The organism is Hahella chejuensis KCTC 2396 (genome assembly GCF_000012985.1).
Classification (GTDB): domain Bacteria; phylum Pseudomonadota; class Gammaproteobacteria; order Pseudomonadales; family Oleiphilaceae; genus Hahella; species Hahella chejuensis.
Window position 1 is genome coordinate 6601811 of record NC_007645.1, and the last position, 19740, is coordinate 6621550.

Genomic DNA, 19740 nt, shown 5'->3' on the forward strand with positions numbered 1-19740 from the left:
CCCGGAGATACGACTGATGCTGGACGAAAACGAAAAACACCGCCGTCGCATGGCCAACAAGAAGCGCATCATTGACGAGCGCATCGCGCAAGCCCAGGAAGAGCGCGGCGTGCTTATCCTGCTCAAGGGCAATGGCAAAGGCAAAAGCAGTTCCGCCTTCGGCACTATGGCGCGCTCACTCGGCCACGGCCATCGCTGCGCGGTGATTCAATTCATCAAAGGCAGAGACGCCACCGGCGAATTTCTGTTTTTCAAAGACCATCCCCGCGTGGACTTTCACGTCATGGGGCATGGCTTCACCTGGGAAACCCAGGATCGCGAGCAGGACATCGCCGCCGCCCGTCAGGCCTGGGCCCTGGCGGAGCAACTGCTGACCGACGGCAGCTATGATTTCCTGCTGTTCGACGAGTTGAGCTACATGGTCAAGTACGGCTACCTGCCGGTGGAGCCCATGGTCAAGGCGCTGCAACGCCGCCCTCAGCATCAAAACGTGATGATCACCGGGCGCACCATGGCGACGGAGTTGCAGGACATCGCCGACACCATCAGTCAGGTGCAGGATGAAAAGCACGCTTTCCGTTTGGGCGTGAAGGCGCAAGCGGGTATCGAATTTTAGTTATGAGTGAAGATTGATGGAGAAAGCGCACTGATGCAGGCCCGTTGTCCCGCTCTGTTTATTTCCGCCATGGCTTCCGGCCAGGGTAAAACCACCGTCACCGCCGCTCTGGCGCGTTATCATCGCAACCAGGGACGTAAGGTGCGCGTCTTCAAGACCGGCCCGGATTATCTCGATCCGCAGATTTTGCAGATTGCGTCCGGGGCGCCGGTGGAGCCGCTGGATTTGTGGATGGCGGGTGAGGAATATTGCCGCGATCAGCTCTACCGCGCCGCCCGCGAAGCCGATTTAATCCTGATCGAAGGCGCCATGGGCTTACTGGACGGCGAGCCCAGCAGCGCCGACCTCGCGGCCCGCTTCAACCTTCCCGTCGCCGTCGTGATCAACGCCAAGGGCATGGCGCAGACTACCGCCGCGGTGGCCTATGGACTCGCCAATTACCGTCGCGACTTTCAGTGCGTGGGAATCATCGCCAACGCCCTCGGCAGTGAGCGGCACCTGTCGCTCATCGCTGAGAGCCTGCCGTCGCAGGTTCCCCTGCTGGCCGGAATATTTCGCGACGACGCCATCGCCCTGCCGGAGCGGCATCTGGGTCTGGTGCAGCCTTATGAGCAACAGGGACTGGAACAGCGCCTGGATCAGGCCGCCGCCGCCATCGCCCATACGCCGCTGGCCAACCTGCCCGCCACCGCGACGTTCAAGCCGGCGCTGCTGCCCGCCGTCAGGCCCATGCTCGCTGGCGCGCGCATCGCCGTCGCCCGGGATGCGGCGTTCAGCTTTATCTACGCCGCCAACCTGCGTTTGTTGCAGGAGATGGGCGCGGAGGTTTTGTTCTTCTCTCCCCTGGAGGACAGCGAGCCGCCGCCGGCTGACGCCTTATGGCTGCCCGGCGGCTATCCGGAATTACATGCCGAGCGCCTGTCCGCCAATCAGGCCATGAAAGCGGCGCTGAAACGTTTTTTTATGGACGGCCGACCGATGCTCGCTGAATGCGGCGGCATGCTGTATGCGCAGGAAACCCTCACCGATCAGCAAGATCGTATTTTCGCCATGGCCGGACTTATTCCCGGAGCCGGTGAAATGCGCGCCAAGCGCGGTTGTCAGGGTATGCAGACGGCGCCGCTACCGGAAGGCGACGTGCGCGCTCACGCCCATCATCACTCCCGCAGCCATGGAACCCTGCCGCCCATCGCCTATGGCCGCCGTCAGCGCCATCCTGCTCCCGGCGAGGTCATCGTGCGCAGCAAAGGCCTGACCGCCACCTATTTGCACCTGTTCTTCCCTTCCAATCCCGGCGCCGTGGCCAACCTGTTCCGGCCAGGCCCCACGGAAGTCTGAGGCATGTGGCGGGAGAGCCCCGAACGCCAACAGCCGCTGCGCACAGGTCTGACCACCGGGACCTGCGCCACCGCCTGCGCCCTCGCCGCCGCCCGCCTGCTGCTGACCGGAAAATCCTGCGACGAATGCGAAGTCACTTTGCCGAAAGGCAGGAAAGTGCGTCTGCCCATCGCCGAATGCCGCCGTCTCGACGTGTATAGCGCTTACGCCGCCACGGTTAAGGACGCCGGCGACGATCCCGACGTCACCCATGGCGCCCAGGTGTTCGTCATCGCCAGCCTGGGAACCGGCGCGGGAGAAGTACGCTTCTCCGCCGCCGACGGCGTCGGCACAGTCACCCGCGACGGTCTGTCTCTGGCGGTGGGCGAACCCGCCATCAACCCGACTCCGCGCCGCATGATTCGCGAGCATCTGCTGGAACTGGCGGACGAGTGCGCCTACAACGGCGCCTTTGATGTGGCGGTCGGCGTGGAGAACGGAGCCGCCCTGGCGCAGAAAACCATGAACCCGCGTCTGGGCATCGTGGGCGGACTTTCCATCCTGGGAACCACTGGCATTGTGCGGCCGTTTTCCTGCTCCGCCTATATCGCGTCCATTCATCAGGGCGTGGACGTGGCCCGCGCCAACGGTTACGACCACATCGCCGCCTGCACCGGCAACGCCAGCGAAGATTACGCGCGCCGTCACTACGACCTGCCGGACATGGCGCTGATCGAAATGGGCGACTTCGCCGGAGCCCTGCTGAAGTATCTGCGCCGCTCACCGCTGCGCCGGCTCACCATCGTGGGCGGTTTCGGCAAGATCAGCAAACTCGCCTGCGGACATCTGGATCTGCACAGCAAGGCCTCAGAAATAGACCTGGACTTTATCGCCGACGCCGCCGGGTCACTGGGCGCCACGCCGAATACCCTGGCCGCCATGCGCGCCGCCAACACCAGTATCGAAGCATTGCGTCTGGCTGGCGATCTGCCTCTGGGCGATCTGATCTGCCGTCGCGCCTGGGAAAAAGCCGCCTACACCATGCATAACAGCATGCAATTGGAAGTGGTGGCGATCGATCGTCAGGGCCTGCCGGTGGGCGCCTACGCGGGAGAAGACTTATGACTTTGCTGATACTTGGCGGCGTACGTGACGCCAAACTCTGCGCAGACCGACTGCACGCTCAGGGCGTTCCGCTGGTTTACAGCCTCGCGGGACTACTGGAGCGCCACGAGGCCCCCTACCCGATTATCAGCGGCGGCTTTGCGCGTTTCGGCGAAGACAGCGTCAGCGGCCTGGCGAACTACCTCCGCGACCATCAGATCACGGCGGTGGCGGACCTGACTCACCCTTACGCCGCGACGATTTCTTCCAGCGCCGTCCGTGCGGCGCAGCGCTGCGAGATTCCCTGCTGGCGCTTTCAACGTCCGCCCTGGCGGCCGGGACCACAGGATCGCTGGATTGAAACAGACGGCGGCGACGATCTGTTGCACCGACTTGAAGATTATCGACGACCGTTTTTCACCCTGGGACGCAGCGCCTTTCCATTGCTGACGCAGGCGGAGTCTCAGGGACTGCCGGCGGAACAACGCTGGCTCATCCGCTCCGCGTTGCCGGCGCCCGGTACGCTGGCGTCACGCAACGATATTGATTTCATACAGGCGCGAGGGCCGTTCGCGCTGCAAGAAGAAAGAAACCTGTTCGACGCCTTCAGCGTGGACGCCCTGGTCTGCAAAAACAGCGGCGGCGCAGCCACTGAAGCGAAACTGCAGGTCGCCGCGGAGCGCGGCCTGCCGGTGTTCATGCTGCGGCGTCCGCCGACACCGACGGCGACACGGGAGTTTGACGATCTGGAGCGCTTTATTGAGCACTGCGCCGCCATGACGCTCCCGCTTAGCCCACTGGATCAAACCTATAACAAACACTCTGATAGCGGGCCTTCCTGCGCCCGAGACAGCACACGAGAGGAAAACGATCATGTCCAACAGCGATAAACCCGCCATCCTATTTGTCGGCCACGGTTCACGCGATAACGAAGCCGTGGAGCAGTTTCATCAGCTGACCAAACATTTTCGCGAACGCTTTCCGGACCGCCTTTGCGCCACCGGTTTTCTGGAGTTCGCCCGTCCGGTCATCGCCGACGGCGTGGATGAACTGGTGAAACAGGGCGCCACCCGCATCAGCGCCATTCCCGGCATGCTGATGGCGGCGGGCCACGCCAAGAACGACATTCCCAGCGAGCTCAACACTCTGCAAAGAGAGTTCGAAGGCGTCAGTATCCACTACGGCGCAGAACTGGGTGTGAACCCCAACATGCTGCGCGCCGCCCGCGACCGCATCGAAGAAGCGGAGCCGGAGTTCGGCGAAGGCTACTCTCGTCAGGACACCCTTCTGGTAGTGGTGGGCCGCGGCGCTTCCGACCCAGACGCCAACTCCAACATCAGCAAAATCACGCGTATGCTGGAGGAAGGCATGGGCTTCGGCTGGGCCATCACCTGCTACAGCGGCGTCACCACGCCTCTGGTTCCCGATGCGTTGAAGCGCGCGCACGGCTTGGGCTTCAAGCAGGTCATCGTGTTCCCCTACTTCCTGTTTACCGGACGTCTGGTGAAAAAGATCTACGACTGGGCCGACAGCTATCAGGCTGAGCACCCCGAGGTGAAAGTGGTGAAAGCGCCTTACCTCAATGACCACCCGCTGATTCTCGACACCTTCGCCGATCGTCTGGATGAAATCGAAAAAGGCAGCCCGAACATGAATTGCCAGATGTGTCAGTACCGGGTGCAGATCGTCGGCAACGAGCACAAGGTGGGTCTGCCGCAGGAAGGCCATCATCATCATGTGCGCGGCATCGGCACCGATGGCGATCACAGCCATCATCACGATCACCATGACCACCATCACAGTCATGGACATCACGGCCATCACCACAATCATGATCACGATCACAGCCACGACCAAGAAGAGGCGAAATCCTGAGGGGCTATGCACTTCGACTACGAAAAAGATCCTCTGGCCATCGAGCGGGAAAGTTTCCGCCAGATTCGTGAGCTGACCGACCTGACCTCACTGACTCAGGACGAAGCCCAGGTGGCGATGCGTCTGATCCACAGTTGCGGCGATCCGCAGATCATGGCGCAGTTGCGCTTCACTCCCGGCGCCGTGGAGGCGGGACTCGCCGCTATTCGCGCTGGCGCGTCGGTATTGTGCGATGTGGAAATGGTGCGTCACGGCCTCACCAAACGCATGCTGGAGACGCCCGCTCACTGCTTTTTGAATGCGCCGGAAACGCCTGGCTTAGCCAAGACCAACGGTGAAACCCGCTGCATGGCGGCGCTGGAGTTGTGGCGTCCTCTGCTGGCGGATAGCGTGGTTCTGATCGGCAACGCGCCTACCGCCTTGTTCCGCTTGCTGGAAATGGTGCGCGACGGCGCCCCCAAACCAGCGCTGGTCATCGGTATGCCGGTAGGATTCGTGGGGGCGGCGGAATCGAAGGACGCGCTCTGGCGTCACTGTGACGAACTTGGTTTGCAAGCGATCGCACTACTGGGTCGACAGGGCGGCAGCGCCCTCACCGCTTCCGCCTTCAACGCGTTATTGCGCATCAGCCGGGGGATATACTTCTGATGACGCAGCCTGTTGCAAATCCTCCTTTGGTGCATGTCGTCAGCCTGGGCGTCGGCGAGCGCGCCTTGCTGCGCGCAGAAGCCCAGGAAGCGCTGCGCCGCGCTGATCTGATCATTGGTTCCGAGCGGCAATTGCAAACCGTGGCGAGCTACCCATCGCAGGCTCGCACGGAGCCCTTGCCTTCTCCATTCAGCGACTTGTTGGAGTTGCTGCGCGACGATAGCGGACAGGAGATTGCGCTGCTGGCGTCCGGCGACGCCCTGTTTTTCGGCGTCGGCAACTGGCTCAACCGCCATCTGCCAGCGTCGCAACTGCGTTTCTATCCGCAGATTTCCAGCGTTCAGGCCGCCTGTCATGAGGTGGGACTGGATGAGCATGATATGCAGACGATCAGCCTGCACGGCCGCCCGTTCGCCAGCCTGCGCGCCCAGCTGCGCAACCGCCGCAGCTATGCGCTGCTGACAGACCAGCACAGCAGTCCCTACGCTATCGCCTCCGCGTTACAGGCTTGGGGCATGGCGGATTCAACGCTGTGGGTGTGCGAGCAGTTGGGCTACCCCGAGCAACGCCTGCGCAAATTTTCCGTGGCGGAGCTATTAGCCAACCCGCCGGACGTTCACGCCCTGCATGTCACCCTGTTGCAGACCGCCGGTCCGGGTGGCGTCCTGCCTGAATTTCCCGGTATTGCGGATCAGGATTTCCATACCGACGGCGAGCCCGGCAAAGGCATGCTCAGCAAGCGCGAGGTGCGCCTGTGCATCCTGTCTTTGCTACAGCCCTGCGCCGATGATATCGGCTGGGACGTCGGCGCCGGTTGCGGCGGGGTGGCGGTGGAGTGGGCGCGCTGGAATCCCCGCGGACAGGTTTACGCCATCGAGCGCCACGAAGAGCGCTTGCGCCAGTTGCACCGCAACCGCGAACACTTCGGCGTCGTGCGCAACCTGCACATCGCGGCGGGACGGGCGCCGGGCGCCTTGACGGACCTGCCCCGCCCCAGTGTCGTGTTCATCGGCGGCAGCGACGGCGAGATGGATACGCTGCTGCGCTATTGCTGGGAACAGCTTCCCCCTGGCGGACGTCTGGTGGCGAGCGCGGTCACCGAGGACAGCAAAAACCGTCTGTTGCAGTTTCAAACGCGCCTGCAGGACGGCGACGCCGAATGGACGCAGGTCGCCGTCAGCCGGGGGGAAACCCTGGCGGGACAATTATTGATGCGACCGCAGCTACCGGTCACGTTGGTCAAGTTCAGCAAACGGACATCTTTTTCATGACGACTTCCATTTCCACCGGCGTGTTTTTCGGCGTCGGCGTCGGCCCCGGCGACCCGGAGCTGTTAACACTGAAAGCCGTGCGCAGGCTGCAGCAGGCGGATGCGCTCGCTTACATCGTCAACAGCGACGGCCATTCCCTGGCCAAACAGATCGCCGCGCCGCACTTACGCGCAGGCGCTCAGATCGAACTGCCGATCCGCATCGAAATGTGCAGCGACCGGCGGCAGGCGGAACAGGCTTATGACGAAGCCGCCGCCAGCATCGCCCGCTTGCTGGATCAGGGTCAGGATGTGGCGTTTCTGTGCGAAGGCGACCCGCTGTTTTACGGCTCCTTCGCCTATCTGCTGGCGCGTCTCGCGCCAAAGTATCCCTGCGTCGCCATCCCCGGAATCAGCTCGCCCCAGGCCGCTTCCGCCGCCACCCTGTTGCCCCTGGCGCTGCAGCACGAAAATCTGGCGGTGATCAGCGCCCGTTGCCCGGATGCGGAGCTTCTCGACGCCCTGTCCCGCTTCGATAATCTGGCGATTCTCAAAGGCGGACGCAAACGCAGCCGCGTACTGGAACTGATCGCCGCCACCGGCCGCACGAGAGATGCCGTATATCTGGAGCACCTGACCCAGACCCAGCAGCGCGTCGTGCGTGACGTCACTACACTGGATGACGAACCCGGCCCTTACTTCTCCCTGTTTCTGGTGTGTCGCCGCAAGGGGGCGCCATGACGGCGATTATCGTTCTGACCCCGGCGGGACTCGCCCTGGCGGAGCGATTGCAGGTCTTGTCGCCCACGCCAATGGCGCTGCATTACCAGCCCAAGCCCTTTCAGGAAACCGCGCAGAGCCTGTTCCAACAGGGCGAGCCGCTGATTTTTATCTGCGCCGCCGGCATTGTGGTGCGCACGCTCGCGCCGGTATTGCAGGACAAGTATCAGGACCCGCCGGTGCTGGTGCTGGATGAAGGTGGACGCTACGTCATTCCATTGCTTTCCGGCCATGAAGGCGGAGCCAACGAATGGGGACGCCAGATCGCGGAACGCCTCAACGCCCAACTGGTCCTGACCACTGCGCAGCCCTATCTGGAACCGGTGTACGCGCTCGGCATGGGGTGTGAGCGGCATTGTCCGCTGGAGACGCTGGAAGAACTGGCGGATCAATGTCTCGCCCAGATGGGACTGATCTCATCGCAGATTCAAACCCTCGCCTCCATCGATATCAAAGCGGATGAAGCGGGCTTAATCGAACTCGCCCGCCGTCGCGGCTGGATGTATCAGACCTGGAGTCCCACGCACTTGTCCGCGTTCGAGGGACAATTGACGCAGAAGTCCGACATCGTATTCAGGGAAACCGGCGTTTATGGCGTGGCGGAAGCCGCCGCCCTGGCCTCCGCCGCCCAGTTAAGCGGCGCGCCCGCCGAGCTGGCTTTGCCCAAACACAAGAACCGACGCGCCACCTGCGCCGTCGCCCGCAGCTATTTATCGCGCAAGACAGAAACATGAAACGACTTTACGTACTGGGCTCCGGTCCGGGTTCGGAATTGATGATCACCCCCCAGGTGGAGCAGGCCATCGCAGCCAGCAGCGATCTGGTGGCTTATGGCCTGTATCTGGAATTACTGGGTGAGCGCACCCGGGATAAAACGTTGCACGACCTGCCTCTGGGCGAGGAAATCGAGCGCGCCCGGCTGGCGCTGAATCTGGCCGCCGCCGGCAAGCCCACGGCGCTGATCTCCAGCGGAGACATTGGTATTTTCGCCATGGCGACCCTGGTGTTCGAGCTGCTGGAGCGTCGACTCAGCGGCGCCGAAACAGAGTCGGATGATCATGACTGGCGTCAGGTCGATATCCAGGTCATGCCTGGCATCAGCGCCATGCAGGCCGCCGCCGCCAGCATGGGCGCCGCACTGGGTCATGATTTCTGCGCGGTGTCCCTGTCCGATCTGCTGACGCCCTGGGAAACCATAGAAACCCGCATTCGCGCCGTGGCGGCGGCGGATTTCGTGATCGCCTTCTACAACCCGGTCTCCCGCAAACGCCGCTGGCAGTTGGCCCGCGCCAAGGAGCTTTTATTGCAGCGACGTCCCGCCGACACACCAGTGATACTGGGCCGCAACCTGACCCGCCAGGACGAGCGGGTCAGCGTCTGCACGCTGGCGCAGCTGGATGTGGAGCAAGTGGACATGCTGACCCTGGTGCTGGTGGGCAGCAGCGCCACGCGCTGCTTTCAGAATGGCGACAAGCAGTGGGTATATACGCCGCGGGGCTACGCCCGTAAGCTCACGCCACCAGAGAGCGTCGCGCCATGACCGTGTATTTTATCGGCGCAGGCCCCGGTGACCCGGATCTGCTGACCATCAAGGGACAGCGCCTCATTCAACGCAGCCCGGTGATCCTTTACGCCGGCTCGCTGGTGCCGGAGGAAATACTGGCGCAGGCGGACGCGGCGGCGGAGATCACCGACACCGCCTCCTTGAATCTGGATGAAATCCTCGCCCTGATCGCCGATGCGCATGCGCGAGGGCTGGACGTGGCGCGAATTCATTCCGGCGACCCGTCCATCTATGGCGCTATCGGCGAACAGATTCGTCGCCTGCAGGCGCTGGCGATTCCGTTTGACGTCATTCCCGGCGTCACTTCCACCAGCGCCGCCGCCGCCTTGCTGGGCAAGGAGCTGACCTTATCCGGCGTCTCGCAAACCGTCATTTTGACCCGCTACGCCGGCAAAACCCCCATGCCCGAGCGGGAGAATCTCGTCTCCCTGGCGCAACATGGCGCGACTCTGGCGATACATCTGGGCGTCACCCGCCTGCATCAGATTGTCGAGGATCTGGCGCCGCATTACGGCTCAGACTGTCCCGTCGCCGTGTGTTATCGGGTGGGCTGGCCGGACCAGCAACACATCCTGGGCAGGCTCGAAGATATCGTGGAGAAAGTGCGCGCCGCCAAAATCACCCGCACCGCGCTGATACTGGTGGGACGGGTGCTGGCCAGCGAGGACTTCAACGAGTCTTATCTGTACAACGCAGCGCAGGCCCATATCTATAGGCCCAAAGTGAAACCGGAAACGCCGCGAAAAGTGCGCCGCACTCAGGCGTAGAATACAGTGGCGGCCTGGTCAGACGGAGAATATGTCCGTCTGGCGACGCCGCTACTTTTCGCAGTTAAATAACGCGACTTCCTTTAGGGAAAACGCAACATTCATCGCCACTCCCCAAACAAACTTGAAACCCACCGCCACAATGTGACAAGCATCACATTTGTACATTAAACATATATAACTAATGCGCCCTTAACCCTTGCCCGTGAAAGAGTCTATTTCCGCTTTCAGTTGTTCATTCTTTCTTTAGAGTTATGGCCAGACATAGAATTGACCACGCCAAGCATATCCAGCCATCAAAGAAAACAGATATAAATACAAAATCAATTTAATAACAGTAACTTAACAAAAATTAAAACATTTAAATAAGCAATATCTAATTAAATAAAAAGTTAATTAGTCAGGTATATTTCATTATTACGAAAGGAACCAGACAACCTTTAAAGGTCTAGCCCATAAGACCAAGCAACAATTACTTATAAGCCTCTTACCCGCCTATATACAACGGATTTAAGAAACAGGTGTATAAATACCTAGTTCTCCCGTCAAAACAAGTTTGCTACCTTCCAAAGAACGACGGATTAGTCCCGCGACAGATAACTGAACTCTATGTTTTTCCTTAATAAATACTTAGGGAAACCAGCGGTGTTGGATCACAGTGTTTTGTCGCAGCAAAGGAACTGAGCCGCCGGACGGTATGCGGAAGTCCGCATCGCTCTGGTAATCCAATCTCATGCCGAACAGAGCGGGAGTTATTCGCCATACCGGACCGCGCCCAGCCGCAAAGAGTAGTCGGTCCAGCAGTTATTGATCAGTCTTGAGCGTCAGGTACGGTTGATTCGAGCGTCTTGAAAATTAGCGCCTGTAACCGGGAGGTCCTCTCCCCGGCGGGGCGAGTTATCGCGCATTCAGCATTAAATAAGGAGAACTAAATAATGCCTAGCGATTTAATTTCGTACGACGAATGGATGAAGCGGACTGCCGCCACGGGCAAGCCACGCAGTCGCCTCCTTAAACAGCTGGACAGCCACATCAAATCCTACGAGATGTTCGGCGGCGGCGCCGAAAGATGGTATCTGAATCAGAAACTGGAAGAGTGGAAGAAGAGCAAGGGTCCCAACGGCGAATGGCGTAATAGCGTGCGCAACCGACACGGCGCCATTGAAGAGCTCAGTAAAAAAATGGCCGGACAAGGCCCTGAGCTGAACGACCTCAAAAAGGTCTATCAACGCGATCTGGATCACGCCCGTTTGGGAGCCGTCTACCTCTGGTCCCACACTCACTTGCACGACACGCTGATCAGCGCCTTCGCCGCAGGAGCCATCAATATCGCCTCCGCCGGCATGCGCATGCATTCAGAAATCCTCACCTCTAACGGCCACACGGCGGCGGCTCAGAGTCTGACCAGCAAACGGGTGAACATGGGTTACGTCATGTTGCCGGGGCAGAAGATCATTGAGGCGGTGGAAGGGTCCGGCTATCTGGCGGAGACCGGCGCCAGCCGTAATGTATTCATGAAGGCGCTGCACTGGATCGAAGACTATTGCCGCAAACTGATTGATGCGCTGAAGTCCAAGTTCAAGGACAAAGTGTCGCTGTCCATGACCGCCATCAAAACGGTCATCAAGGCGATTGTGGTGAAGTTCGCATCCTCCGCCGCGCCTTACGTGGCGGGTAGCATGGATGTATTCAAAGGCTTGGTGAACACTACCGATCACGCCGTTACGGCGGTCACCACCTGGTGGCGCGGACGTGGCGTGAAAGTGCTGGAAGGCCATCCCCAGGTGATATGCGACGCCCTGCGCATGCAGATGTGCAAAGGCATGGGCGCAGGTCTTTACGACGCGCTCAAAGGCGCGTTTTCCGCGTCTACCTTCATCATCGGCGGCATCACCGGCGCAGTGATGAATCTCGTATTCACCTGTCTGGAAACTGTTACTCTGTTCATTTTGCGCCTGCGTGAAATCGCCCATATCCGCCACTTCTGCAAAGAGGCGCGCTCACACTGGAACGTTTACATCAGCTCGGGCAAAACCCGCGGCGTGCACCAGAACCCCATCCGTTTCAAGGACTGGTTCGAAGGCTATGTGGACAAATCCGCCCTGATCGCCGCCTTCACGTTGAACAGCGGTATTTGCGGCGACAAGATGCACTTCCTGAATATGTTCCGCGATAACGGCTACGTGATTTCTCAGTATGAGTTTGACCGTGGCGTGAAGTACGTGGATACGTTGAAAACCTTCGCAGCGGAATACATCGGCAAGCAAAGTTATCTATTCCACTCCAGTGACAAGATGGTCAATGGCTTGCTGGATAACGCCAAGAACTTCACTAACGGCGAGCATGGCAAGTTCCGGGAAATCCTGTTGAAAGTAGCTAACGCCTGATGTTGACCAGGTCGGCCCCGGCGCCGGCCTTTACCCTCCTCTCTGCTTGCAATCACACTCAAGAACGCCGCGCCATAGACGCCAGATTGTCGCCTTTCAAAGCGCTCTCCGCCCTGACCGTTTCATCTTGTTTATCAGCCTGTTAACGAGTAATTTTAGCGTTGTGACGGCGCCCTTCGGGTCGGTCCTGCTGTGTTCGCCGCGCAACCTCAAGTTCAGGAAGCATAATTAAAAAATAATAGGATCAAGTATGAACAAATCATTTTTGCCGATAATTCTGGGCGTATTGCTGGCGACGCTGCATTCGCTGAGTTACGCCAGGGGCGAGGTGGGGTTCACCATCCGCGCCGGGGATAAGGAGGCGCACTGGAGCAAAAGCCAGTTACTGAACCATTCCGCCAGACAAGTACTCAATATCCCCCTTCTCAACTATCCCGACCAAAATTTCTCCATTAACGCCGTTCCCATCTCCGTGCTGTTGCAGGACATGGACCTGACCGACGCCTCTGTGCTGATTTTCACCTGTCTCGACGGCTATTCCGGAGTACTGGAGAAGAAGTATCTGCTGAATGACGACCCTGACGCCTCCCGCGCCTATCTGGCGATAGAACCCGATGAGAAAAAGTGGCCGCCATTGCCGAAGGACGCCAACACCTCCAAACAAAGCGCGGGGCCCTTCTATCTGGTGTGGAGCAATCCGGAAAAGTCCGACATTCCTCCAGAGTTCTGGCCCTATCAACTGAGTTCGCTGGACGTAGAAGATGACTTCGCGCGCATCTTCCCAGCGTTGCTGCCGGCCGGACACCTCGCCGCCAATGATCCTGCGCGCAAAGGCTTTCAGGTGTATAAAGCGCGCTGCATGCACTGTCACCAGATCAACGGCCAGGGCGCGGCGAAACTGGGGCCGGACCTGAACCAGCCGATGAACCCTACCGAATACTTCAACGAGGCGGCGCTCAAGCAGTTCATCAAAGACCCCACCTCCGTGCGCAAGTGGTCCGATATGAAAATGGTGTGGGTGAAAGACGATATCTGGAAAGACGAGGAAATCGACGACCTCATCGCCTATCTGAAGCACATGGCGGAGAGAAAACCGGATATGAAACAGGCCTCTAACTGAGGCCTGAGATAGCCGGGCGCAGAATGGTCAGCGTCCTTTGACGATATACATGCCTTCGCTGCCGGGCCGCGTCAGCTTGAAACCGAAGCGGGCGTAGAGTTCCGGCACATCCGCCATCAGCGTGATATAAGCCCCGTCCGGGGCTTCCCGTTGCAAGTACGCCATGATGCTTTCCATCACTTTCCGCCCCAGCCCTCTGCCCTGATGCGCGGGGTCTACAGCAACGTCGACAATCTCAAAGTTCAGGGCGCCGTCGCCGACCACCCGCCCCATACCGACGCAGGTTTCCTGCATCATTACGCATACGCCGAACAAACTGCGCGGCAGCCCTTTCACCGCCGCCTCTCTTGGCCTTGGGGTCAAACCGGTGATTTGACGTAAACGCATGAAATCATCTACTTCTGCGACTTTCTCAACCACTTCGTACATGCAACTTCCTTTCGAATTCCTTTTATTTTCAACTCATTTCAGACTCAGATCGCGTCGCGCATTTTCTGCAGTATTTTCAGACAGGCGCTGTACAAAAGCTCCTCAAACATTTGGGCTTCACGGCTGGCTTCTTCTGCGCCATTTCCAAACACCCCCTTAAGACTGAACTCAGGCAATGAGTGCGAAAAGAATGGTTTCCATGGCAGCTTTTCTTTCGCTTCATAGGCGGCGACAGTTTTCCCTGAGGCGATGTTGTACAGCCTTGCTTTCAAGTGCACTTTCGGACGATTAATCAGAGGCAGCGTCACAGTGTTGATGTCCGCCATCAACAATCCGCCCCAGTTGTACTTCAACACCACCATTTCCAGCGCCAAATCGGACTTTCTGGGTTCATCAATCGTAGACATGTGTGGAAGGCTGATGAACGCCGTCAGCTTTTCTCTGATGAGATTTTCCAGTTCGACCGACGACCCAAAGAGATCGAATTTAGGGCTTTTGCCTTTATAGGCGGAGGTCACGACCAATGAGTCGAGGTACACCCGCGCCTTTTCCCGTTTGAATAATTTTGACCACACGTTGTACTTATTCCCTCTTTCAGCCCACGCCAACAACGTCGGACTTATCCTCCATTGCGCGACCAATGCCGAATTGTTTTGATTTCTTCCGCCGGTATTCCCAGGGACTCCAGAAAATCCTGGTGCGCTTCCGGCGACATGGATTCAAACTCCACATGCCATTGCCGCATGGCCGCTTCATCCAGCCCTACCGCCGCCAGCATGGCCACCCAGCCCTGCTTGTCGATAATACGGGATTTCTTACGCACCCGCTCGCTCTTCAGGATAGTGGCGATCACCTGTTGTTGAGCGCGCAGGCGCTGTATTTCCCGGTTAATCGACTGTAGGCGCTGTTCAAGAATAGCCTGCACACCGTCATGGGGTTGCGCCAGCACGCCGGCTATATTCTCCAGCGGCAATCCCGCTTCGCGATAAAACACGATTTTCTCCATCCTGCTGAGGTCCGCCTCGGAATACAGCCGGTAATTGGCCTCGCTCCGGGCGCTGGGACTCAGTAGTCCAATAGAGTCGTAATACAGCAACGTGCTGCGCGATACGCCAAATTTACGCGACATCTGACCAATGGTGTACATCCCGTCCGCCTCATCATTTTGCCATTCAATAAAGCGGTCATAACGACCGCTTTGTGTTTCTAGTCAGGATTCTACAGGGCCCGAATGCGGTTTATTTCCTCCGCGGAAATCCCCAGCCATTCCAGCAGGCTTTGATGCGCCTGCGGATAACGGGCTTCGAACTCCCGATGCCAACGCCGCATGGCCTCTTCATCCAACCCCGCCGCCCGCAAAACCTCCACCCATTGCGCTTTATTCATCAAAGTATCGCTCATGATTCATCTCCCGATAGTTCAGTGAAAACCGTACAGCTGCGCAGCCGACGAAAGCTACTTTGGGGTATGAAGCTATAGACAGGTCAAGGGAGGATTCGGTTATTCTTTTCCTTAAATCGTTTTCCGTTGCAAGCAGAGAAGATTAAACCTTGTGGACGCACTCAACGCGCTCAGTCTTTGTCTCATCATGCTCGCCCTGGCGGCTGTTCCCAGCTCCAGCGTGGCGCTGGTGGTCGCTCGTTCATCCGTGTCCGGCTTTGCTCATGGCGCCGCGGTGACGGCAGGCGTCGTTTGTGGCGATTTGATTTTCGTGTGTCTGGCGATTCTGGGTATGACGGCCCTGGCGGACGCATTGGGAGGGCTTTTCCTGATCATCCGCTATCTCGCAGGCGCATATTTGATCTGGTTTGGACTCAGCCTGATCCGCTCGCGTTCCACCCTCAGCCTTAGATTTACAGCGCCTTCAAAATCTCGTCTGACGACCAGTTTCAGCGCAGGTTTGCTGCTCACGCTGGGAGATGTCAAAGCCATACTGTTTTACTCAAGCCTGTTCCCTGTGTTCGTGGACATGTCATCCCTGAACGCTCCCGACATAACGACCATCATTGTAATCACCGTCATTACCGTCGGTGGCGTAAAGCTCCTCTACGCCCGTCTGGCGCAAAAGATAACCGCCAGATTTATTAACAGCCCTATGGCGAGTGCGGCCAAAACTGCTATGGGCGGGGTACTTGTGGGAAGTGGGGCTTATTTGATTGTGAAGGGGTAAAGCACCTCTCCCCCTCACCTTAGGCGCAGCTACAAAGCAGGACGACAGCTGACCCGGAGGGATACACGGCCTTTAAACTCATAGTCAGGCTCAGTTGAGACGATAAAGCTTAAGTATTTCCCTTGGTTTAACGCTGTATTTTTAAATGCGCGCATCAGCTCGTTTTCCACCTTAACGCCGTCCACCTGAAACTCATCCACCACTTGATAGTTAATTAGCGCACTCATACATGTGCAGGAGCCAATGCTGTCATGGTATGAGACATCCGCAAGCAGGCTTATATGATCGCCAGCTACCTGAAGCTGTGCAGGTTTCAGTTCCATACATGCATCCAATTTATTCGAAAATTGAAACCGCTCAATGGCGAGATCCGCACGTGAACCATTGGCTTGACAAGCGCCAACGGCCACCATGGACATAAAAAGAAGAAATATTCGTAAAGATTTGCTCATTATTCATTCTCCAAAGCAGCCTGTTTACACTATCAGATTGTTTTGTAGATCTGACTATAACCCCACTGTCGATTCCAACTAAGCTCAAACGATAAGGATTTATACTTCGCCGAATTCTTACGGCGGTTTGAGCCACACGTTTATCACCAGGGAACCGATTATGTCACTCCAGCTTTACGCGCATCCTTTTTCTTCCTACTGCCAGAAAGTGTTAACTGCGCTTTACGAAAATCAGACGCCGTTTGAGTTTTGTCTGGTCGCCCATGACGACGCCGACGCTTGGCGACGGCTTGAAGCGCTTTGGACGATGAAACAGTTCCCTGTATTGGTGGATCAGGGGATAACGGTGGTGGAGTCGAGTGTGATCATTGAACATCTGGATCTGTATTATCCTGGGCCTGCGCCATTGATACCCAAAGATCCCAAAGCCGCCTTGCCGGTGCGCATGATGGATCGCTTTTTCGATAACTATGTTATGACGCCCATGCAGAAGCTGGTGTATAACTACATGCGGGAAGAAGGCGCTCACGATCTACAAGGTGTAGCGGAAGCTAAGCAAAAGCTTGATAAGGCGTATGCGTGGCTGAATGCCGCCCTGGTGGGATGTGAATGGGCGGCGGGGGATGCGTTTACCCTGGCGGATTGCGCCGCCGCGCCCTCTCTTTTTTACGCCGATTGGGTGTATGCGATTCCGCCTGAACACACCAGTTTGATTGCATACCGACAGTGCCTGCTGGCGCGTCCTTCCTTCGCCAGAGCCGTAGAGGAAGCGCGCCCCTATCGCAAGAACTTCCCCCTCGGCGCGCCGGACAGAGACTAAAAAAGCGTTATTCTCCAAACACTTACAGAATTGGACAGTAAAAAGGCGAAGAGAGTCGAGATATTTTACAACTCGACTCCTGCCGGCTTCCGCTTATATGTAACAGACCGTTGGATTTACACCCGTTTAGGCTTTTCGGCCTAGTTTGTGCTGTATTCCGCTTCGTTGACGGAAGTCAGCAACATTGATGTTGATAAATGACAGAAAGGAGATAAAGGCATGAAGCCGAGTAAGTATCCCACCCTTCTCGCAGCCACGCTGGCGCTTTCTCTGAGCGGAGCCGCTCAAGCTTATTTGCTGACCGGAACCATTTACGATCACGTCGCTTCTGAAGCCGACTTCGAAGACGCCATCAGCGGTCTTAAAACAGGCATGCTGGCGTCCACGCTGGGCTCAGACGGACTACCTGACTACATTGGTACTGGCGGCTACGGCGGTGTGCAAAGCGCGGCGAGCTTCGATAATTGGTGGAGCGATTCCCACGGCTCCAAATCCGTGGAATTGAATCTGGCGGACAACGGAAGCGGCATGTACTCGTACAGCGATTCCACATTCTTCCCTATCGACGGCGAGTTGTCCGGCAATGAAGGACGCAGCCACAATTATCACTTCGCCATGCATCTGGAAGGTAAGACCTCCTTCAAAGAGATGGACGTGTTTGACTTCACTGGTGATGACGATCTGTGGGTGTTTATTAACGGCAAACTGGTGATGGATCTGGGCGGCGTGCATGGCCCGGTCAATGGCCACTTCAGCGGCTCAGACCTACTGGGCCTGGGTTTGTCGGAAGACACTGTTTACGATCTTGATATCTTCTTCGCTGAGCGCCACACCTCTCAGTCCAACTTTAATATCACTACCAGCCTGCGCATTGAGCCGCCGACGCCTGTCAGCGAATCTTCCGTGCTCGCGCTGTTGGTGACAGGCCTGCTGGGACTGGGCATGCGGAGATGCTTCCGCAAATAGCCGTCAACCTATTCTTGCTCTCACTTTAATGCGCGCAATGACGGATTAATCAGTGAAAGCCAGATACGACAAGGGGGAGCGTCAGGCTCCCCCTTTCTTTATCCGGGCGAATAGGGAAGTTAAGCGGCTGACTTACTCCGAGCTGCTAACCTCCTGTGCGAAGAGGCCTTTGGATGAATGCTGCACTTGATACTCCACGTGACTGCCTGCGCGCAGCGTTTTATAGCCGTCTTTTCTTATGGCGCTGTAGTGTACAAACACATCGCCTTCGGCGCTTTCAATGAAACCGTATCCCTTTGCGTTATTAAACCATTTCACCATGCCGGTAGTTCTTTCTCCTGACTGCATGATCTCTCCCTTTCCATGTTTAACTATGCGGCTTTGGTCGCGCGTGCTTCCTTAGCCTTATTCCTGATTTCACTGCGGGAGGCGCAGAGGCCTTTCCCGCGCAACTCTGCCGTCGGCCCTTCCCGGTCCGAACGACGATTAGGAGATCGATTATACTCCCTTCCACAAAATTGGTAAGAGCCAGAATTCTTTTGTCCTCAAAAGATTGACTCACCGATTTCACAAATCCAGCATATAGATTCTGAAAATTCTTAAAACGGGATATTTTTCGGATGATCAGCCATATTGACCATATTGTCCTCACCGTTACGGATATCGAACGCTCCGTGGCGTTTTACCAGCGCGTCCTGCATATGGAGCCTGTCACCTTCGCCGCGGGACGCCGCGCCTTGCGCTTCGGTATGCAGAAAATCAATCTACAGACATTGGGACAGGAAACCCGCAACCGCGCCGGCGTCGGCTCTGGCGACTTATGTTTGATCACCCAGTGGAAACTGGAGGACGTCATCGCCCACTTGCAGGCGAAACAGGTCGAAATCGTGGAAGGCCCCGTCACCAAAAGCGGCGCCATGGGGGCCATCACGTCCGTCTATTTCAACGATCCGGATCTTAACCTGATCGAAGTCAGCGTTTATTCCCAATAGGCGCAAACAGTGGAAGCCTACTTCAGTCTGTTTTTCATCGCGTTTCTGGCGGCGACGCTGGTGCCCGCCTATTCCGAAATTATGTTGGCTGGCCTGCTCGCCACCGGCTACGACCCCGCCCTGTTGTGGGTGTTCGCCACCGTCGGCAATACCCTTGGCTCTGTCGTTAATTGGGCGTTGGGGCGTTATCTTCTACATTTTAAGGACCGGCGCTGGTTTCCTTTCAAGGAAAAAAACCTCGGCCCCGCCCAGCGCTGGTTTCAACGTTACGGCGTCTGGTCACTGCTCATGGCCTGGGCCCCGTTGTTCGGCGATGCATTAACTTTTATCGCCGGCCTCATGCGAATTCGACTTCCTATCTTCGTATTCCTCACCTTCGCCGGCAAAGGAGCCCGCTACGCCATCATCGTGGGCCTGTTCGATCAGTTCGAGACCTACTTCCTGAATACAGACTGGTTTTGAGGCGGGGCGTCGCCATAATTCA

At 57.6% G+C, this 19740-nt stretch carries 24 protein-coding genes; 18 read left to right on the forward strand and 6 right to left on the reverse strand.

All coding sequences use genetic code 11. The annotated features are described in order from the left end of the window. The first annotated feature begins 16 nt into the window (after nucleotides 1-16). The 13 genes from cobO to HCH_RS29250 all read left to right on the forward strand — a co-directional run bounded on the left by cobO (nucleotide 17) and on the right by HCH_RS29250 (nucleotide 13427). Nucleotides 17-616, forward strand: a complete 600-nt coding sequence (cobO, locus tag HCH_RS29190) for a cob(I)yrinic acid a,c-diamide adenosyltransferase (RefSeq protein WP_011400162.1) — start codon at nucleotides 17-19, stop codon at nucleotides 614-616. Between the two features lie 33 nt (nucleotides 617-649). Beyond that, on the forward strand, nucleotides 650-1954 hold the full coding sequence (locus HCH_RS29195; protein WP_011400163.1) for a cobyrinate a,c-diamide synthase: 1305 nt from the start codon (nucleotides 650-652) through the stop codon (nucleotides 1952-1954). 3 nt (nucleotides 1955-1957) lie between these two features. Further along, nucleotides 1958-3058 (forward strand): cobalt-precorrin-5B (C(1))-methyltransferase, encoded by a 1101-nt coding sequence (locus HCH_RS29200; protein ID WP_011400164.1) that lies wholly within the window; start codon nucleotides 1958-1960, stop codon nucleotides 3056-3058. Beyond that, nucleotides 3055-3927: a precorrin-6A/cobalt-precorrin-6A reductase gene (locus tag HCH_RS29205; RefSeq protein ID WP_011400165.1), complete on the forward strand. Its 873-nt coding sequence runs from the start codon at nucleotides 3055-3057 to the stop codon at nucleotides 3925-3927. The genes HCH_RS29200 and HCH_RS29205 overlap by 4 nt, the downstream gene beginning before the upstream one ends. Further along, nucleotides 3911-4912, forward strand: coding sequence for a sirohydrochlorin chelatase (locus HCH_RS29210; RefSeq protein WP_011400166.1), 1002 nt, complete (start codon nucleotides 3911-3913; stop codon nucleotides 4910-4912). Before HCH_RS29205 ends, HCH_RS29210 begins: the two co-directional genes overlap by 17 nt. Before the next feature lie 6 nt (nucleotides 4913-4918). Continuing rightward, nucleotides 4919-5560 (forward strand): precorrin-8X methylmutase, encoded by a 642-nt coding sequence (locus tag HCH_RS29215; RefSeq protein WP_011400167.1) that lies wholly within the window; start codon nucleotides 4919-4921, stop codon nucleotides 5558-5560. Further along, nucleotides 5560-6831: a bifunctional cobalt-precorrin-7 (C(5))-methyltransferase/cobalt-precorrin-6B (C(15))-methyltransferase gene (locus tag HCH_RS29220; protein ID WP_011400168.1), complete on the forward strand. Its 1272-nt coding sequence runs from the start codon at nucleotides 5560-5562 to the stop codon at nucleotides 6829-6831. Before HCH_RS29215 ends, HCH_RS29220 begins: the two co-directional genes overlap by 1 nt. After that, complete coding sequence (gene cobI / locus HCH_RS29225) at nucleotides 6828-7550, forward strand: precorrin-2 C(20)-methyltransferase (RefSeq protein WP_011400169.1); 723 nt, start codon at nucleotides 6828-6830, stop codon at nucleotides 7548-7550. The genes HCH_RS29220 and cobI overlap by 4 nt, the downstream gene beginning before the upstream one ends. Continuing rightward, entirely contained in the window at nucleotides 7547-8323 is a 777-nt protein-coding gene (locus tag HCH_RS29230; protein WP_011400170.1) for a cobalamin biosynthesis protein, read from the forward strand. Before cobI ends, HCH_RS29230 begins: the two co-directional genes overlap by 4 nt. Next, a complete protein-coding gene (gene cobJ / locus HCH_RS29235) occupies nucleotides 8320-9129 on the forward strand; it encodes a precorrin-3B C(17)-methyltransferase (protein ID WP_011400171.1) in 810 nt (269 codons plus the stop codon). The genes HCH_RS29230 and cobJ overlap by 4 nt, the downstream gene beginning before the upstream one ends. Further along, nucleotides 9126-9920 (forward strand): precorrin-4 C(11)-methyltransferase, encoded by a 795-nt coding sequence (cobM, locus tag HCH_RS29240; RefSeq protein WP_011400172.1) that lies wholly within the window; start codon nucleotides 9126-9128, stop codon nucleotides 9918-9920. The genes cobJ and cobM overlap by 4 nt, the downstream gene beginning before the upstream one ends. Before the next feature lie 935 nt (nucleotides 9921-10855). Continuing rightward, nucleotides 10856-12307 carry a hypothetical protein gene (locus HCH_RS29245; protein ID WP_011400175.1) on the forward strand — a complete coding sequence of 484 codons (1452 nt, stop codon included), beginning with the start codon at nucleotides 10856-10858 and terminating at the stop codon, nucleotides 12305-12307. Nucleotides 12308-12557: 250 nt separating this feature from the next. After that, the gene (locus HCH_RS29250) at nucleotides 12558-13427 is read left to right on the forward strand and encodes a c-type cytochrome (protein ID WP_011400176.1); all 870 of its coding nucleotides are present in this window, start codon (nucleotides 12558-12560) and stop codon (nucleotides 13425-13427) included. A 27-nt stretch (nucleotides 13428-13454) separates the two neighbouring features. Here HCH_RS29250 and HCH_RS29255 read toward each other — a convergent pair whose 3' ends face one another. The 4 genes from HCH_RS29255 to HCH_RS29270 form a co-directional block, all read right to left on the reverse strand. Further along, complete coding sequence (locus tag HCH_RS29255) at nucleotides 13455-13856, reverse strand: GNAT family N-acetyltransferase (RefSeq protein WP_011400177.1); 402 nt, start codon at nucleotides 13854-13856, stop codon at nucleotides 13455-13457. Nucleotides 13857-13900: 44 nt separating this feature from the next. Then, nucleotides 13901-14431: a hypothetical protein gene (locus tag HCH_RS29260; RefSeq protein WP_011400178.1), complete on the reverse strand. Its 531-nt coding sequence runs from the start codon at nucleotides 14429-14431 to the stop codon at nucleotides 13901-13903. Between the two features lie 44 nt (nucleotides 14432-14475). Next, on the reverse strand, nucleotides 14476-15003 hold the full coding sequence (locus tag HCH_RS29265; protein ID WP_011400179.1) for a MerR family transcriptional regulator: 528 nt from the start codon (nucleotides 15001-15003) through the stop codon (nucleotides 14476-14478). A gap of 71 nt (nucleotides 15004-15074) precedes the next feature. Next, entirely contained in the window at nucleotides 15075-15257 is a 183-nt protein-coding gene (locus tag HCH_RS29270) for a hypothetical protein (protein ID WP_011400180.1), read from the reverse strand. A gap of 151 nt (nucleotides 15258-15408) precedes the next feature. Between HCH_RS29270 and HCH_RS29275 the strand changes: the two genes are divergently transcribed. Further along, on the forward strand, nucleotides 15409-16026 hold the full coding sequence (locus tag HCH_RS29275; protein WP_041599013.1) for a LysE family translocator: 618 nt from the start codon (nucleotides 15409-15411) through the stop codon (nucleotides 16024-16026). A gap of 29 nt (nucleotides 16027-16055) precedes the next feature. On the opposite strand, the gene HCH_RS29280 is transcribed toward HCH_RS29275, so the two are convergent. Then, nucleotides 16056-16478, reverse strand: coding sequence for a DUF2195 family protein (locus tag HCH_RS29280; RefSeq protein WP_083769842.1), 423 nt, complete (start codon nucleotides 16476-16478; stop codon nucleotides 16056-16058). 160 nt (nucleotides 16479-16638) lie between these two features. Here HCH_RS29280 and HCH_RS29285 point away from each other — a divergent pair, with 160 nt between their 5' ends. Beyond that, the gene (locus tag HCH_RS29285; protein WP_011400184.1) at nucleotides 16639-17298 is read left to right on the forward strand and encodes a glutathione S-transferase family protein; all 660 of its coding nucleotides are present in this window, start codon (nucleotides 16639-16641) and stop codon (nucleotides 17296-17298) included. A gap of 219 nt (nucleotides 17299-17517) precedes the next feature. After that, nucleotides 17518-18264: a fibro-slime domain-containing protein gene (locus tag HCH_RS29290; protein WP_011400186.1), complete on the forward strand. Its 747-nt coding sequence runs from the start codon at nucleotides 17518-17520 to the stop codon at nucleotides 18262-18264. A 132-nt stretch (nucleotides 18265-18396) separates the two neighbouring features. Here the strand turns inward: HCH_RS29290 and HCH_RS29295 are convergent, their stop codons facing one another. Further along, entirely contained in the window at nucleotides 18397-18612 is a 216-nt protein-coding gene (locus HCH_RS29295; protein ID WP_011400187.1) for a cold shock domain-containing protein, read from the reverse strand. Nucleotides 18613-18884: 272 nt separating this feature from the next. Here HCH_RS29295 and HCH_RS29300 point away from each other — a divergent pair, with 272 nt between their 5' ends. Both HCH_RS29300 and HCH_RS29305 read left to right on the forward strand, forming a co-directional pair. Continuing rightward, nucleotides 18885-19256, forward strand: a complete 372-nt coding sequence (locus HCH_RS29300) for a VOC family protein (RefSeq protein ID WP_011400188.1) — start codon at nucleotides 18885-18887, stop codon at nucleotides 19254-19256. Nucleotides 19257-19265: 9 nt separating this feature from the next. Beyond that, complete coding sequence (locus HCH_RS29305; protein ID WP_011400189.1) at nucleotides 19266-19718, forward strand: YqaA family protein; 453 nt, start codon at nucleotides 19266-19268, stop codon at nucleotides 19716-19718. Nucleotides 19719-19740 lie beyond the last annotated feature (22 nt).

What these genes read in the sequence shown, in the direction of transcription:
- cobO (WP_011400162.1), top strand. Translation starts at nt 17, where the DNA reads ATGCTGGACGAAAACGAAAAACACCGCCGTCGCATGGCCAACAAGAAG.
- HCH_RS29195 (WP_011400163.1), top strand. Translation starts at nt 650, where the DNA reads ATGCAGGCCCGTTGTCCCGCTCTGTTTATTTCCGCCATGGCTTCCGGC.
- HCH_RS29200 (WP_011400164.1), top strand. Translation starts at nt 1,958, where the DNA reads ATGTGGCGGGAGAGCCCCGAACGCCAACAGCCGCTGCGCACAGGTCTG.
- HCH_RS29205 (WP_011400165.1), top strand. Translation starts at nt 3,055, where the DNA reads ATGACTTTGCTGATACTTGGCGGCGTACGTGACGCCAAACTCTGCGCA.
- HCH_RS29210 (WP_011400166.1), top strand. Translation starts at nt 3,911, where the DNA reads ATGTCCAACAGCGATAAACCCGCCATCCTATTTGTCGGCCACGGTTCA.
- HCH_RS29215 (WP_011400167.1), top strand. Translation starts at nt 4,919, where the DNA reads ATGCACTTCGACTACGAAAAAGATCCTCTGGCCATCGAGCGGGAAAGT.
- HCH_RS29220 (WP_011400168.1), top strand. Translation starts at nt 5,560, where the DNA reads ATGACGCAGCCTGTTGCAAATCCTCCTTTGGTGCATGTCGTCAGCCTG.
- cobI (WP_011400169.1), top strand. Translation starts at nt 6,828, where the DNA reads ATGACGACTTCCATTTCCACCGGCGTGTTTTTCGGCGTCGGCGTCGGC.
- HCH_RS29230 (WP_011400170.1), top strand. Translation starts at nt 7,547, where the DNA reads ATGACGGCGATTATCGTTCTGACCCCGGCGGGACTCGCCCTGGCGGAG.
- cobJ (WP_011400171.1), top strand. Translation starts at nt 8,320, where the DNA reads ATGAAACGACTTTACGTACTGGGCTCCGGTCCGGGTTCGGAATTGATG.
- cobM (WP_011400172.1), top strand. Translation starts at nt 9,126, where the DNA reads ATGACCGTGTATTTTATCGGCGCAGGCCCCGGTGACCCGGATCTGCTG.
- HCH_RS29245 (WP_011400175.1), top strand. Translation starts at nt 10,856, where the DNA reads ATGCCTAGCGATTTAATTTCGTACGACGAATGGATGAAGCGGACTGCC.
- HCH_RS29250 (WP_011400176.1), top strand. Translation starts at nt 12,558, where the DNA reads ATGAACAAATCATTTTTGCCGATAATTCTGGGCGTATTGCTGGCGACG.
- HCH_RS29255 (WP_011400177.1), bottom strand. Translation starts at nt 13,856, where the DNA reads ATGTACGAAGTGGTTGAGAAAGTCGCAGAAGTAGATGATTTCATGCGT.
- HCH_RS29265 (WP_011400179.1), bottom strand. Translation starts at nt 15,003, where the DNA reads ATGTACACCATTGGTCAGATGTCGCGTAAATTTGGCGTATCGCGCAGC.
- HCH_RS29270 (WP_011400180.1), bottom strand. Translation starts at nt 15,257, where the DNA reads ATGAGCGATACTTTGATGAATAAAGCGCAATGGGTGGAGGTTTTGCGG.
- HCH_RS29280 (WP_083769842.1), bottom strand. Translation starts at nt 16,478, where the DNA reads ATGAGCAAATCTTTACGAATATTTCTTCTTTTTATGTCCATGGTGGCC.
- HCH_RS29285 (WP_011400184.1), top strand. Translation starts at nt 16,639, where the DNA reads ATGTCACTCCAGCTTTACGCGCATCCTTTTTCTTCCTACTGCCAGAAA.
- HCH_RS29290 (WP_011400186.1), top strand. Translation starts at nt 17,518, where the DNA reads ATGAAGCCGAGTAAGTATCCCACCCTTCTCGCAGCCACGCTGGCGCTT.
- HCH_RS29295 (WP_011400187.1), bottom strand. Translation starts at nt 18,612, where the DNA reads ATGCAGTCAGGAGAAAGAACTACCGGCATGGTGAAATGGTTTAATAAC.
- HCH_RS29300 (WP_011400188.1), top strand. Translation starts at nt 18,885, where the DNA reads ATGATCAGCCATATTGACCATATTGTCCTCACCGTTACGGATATCGAA.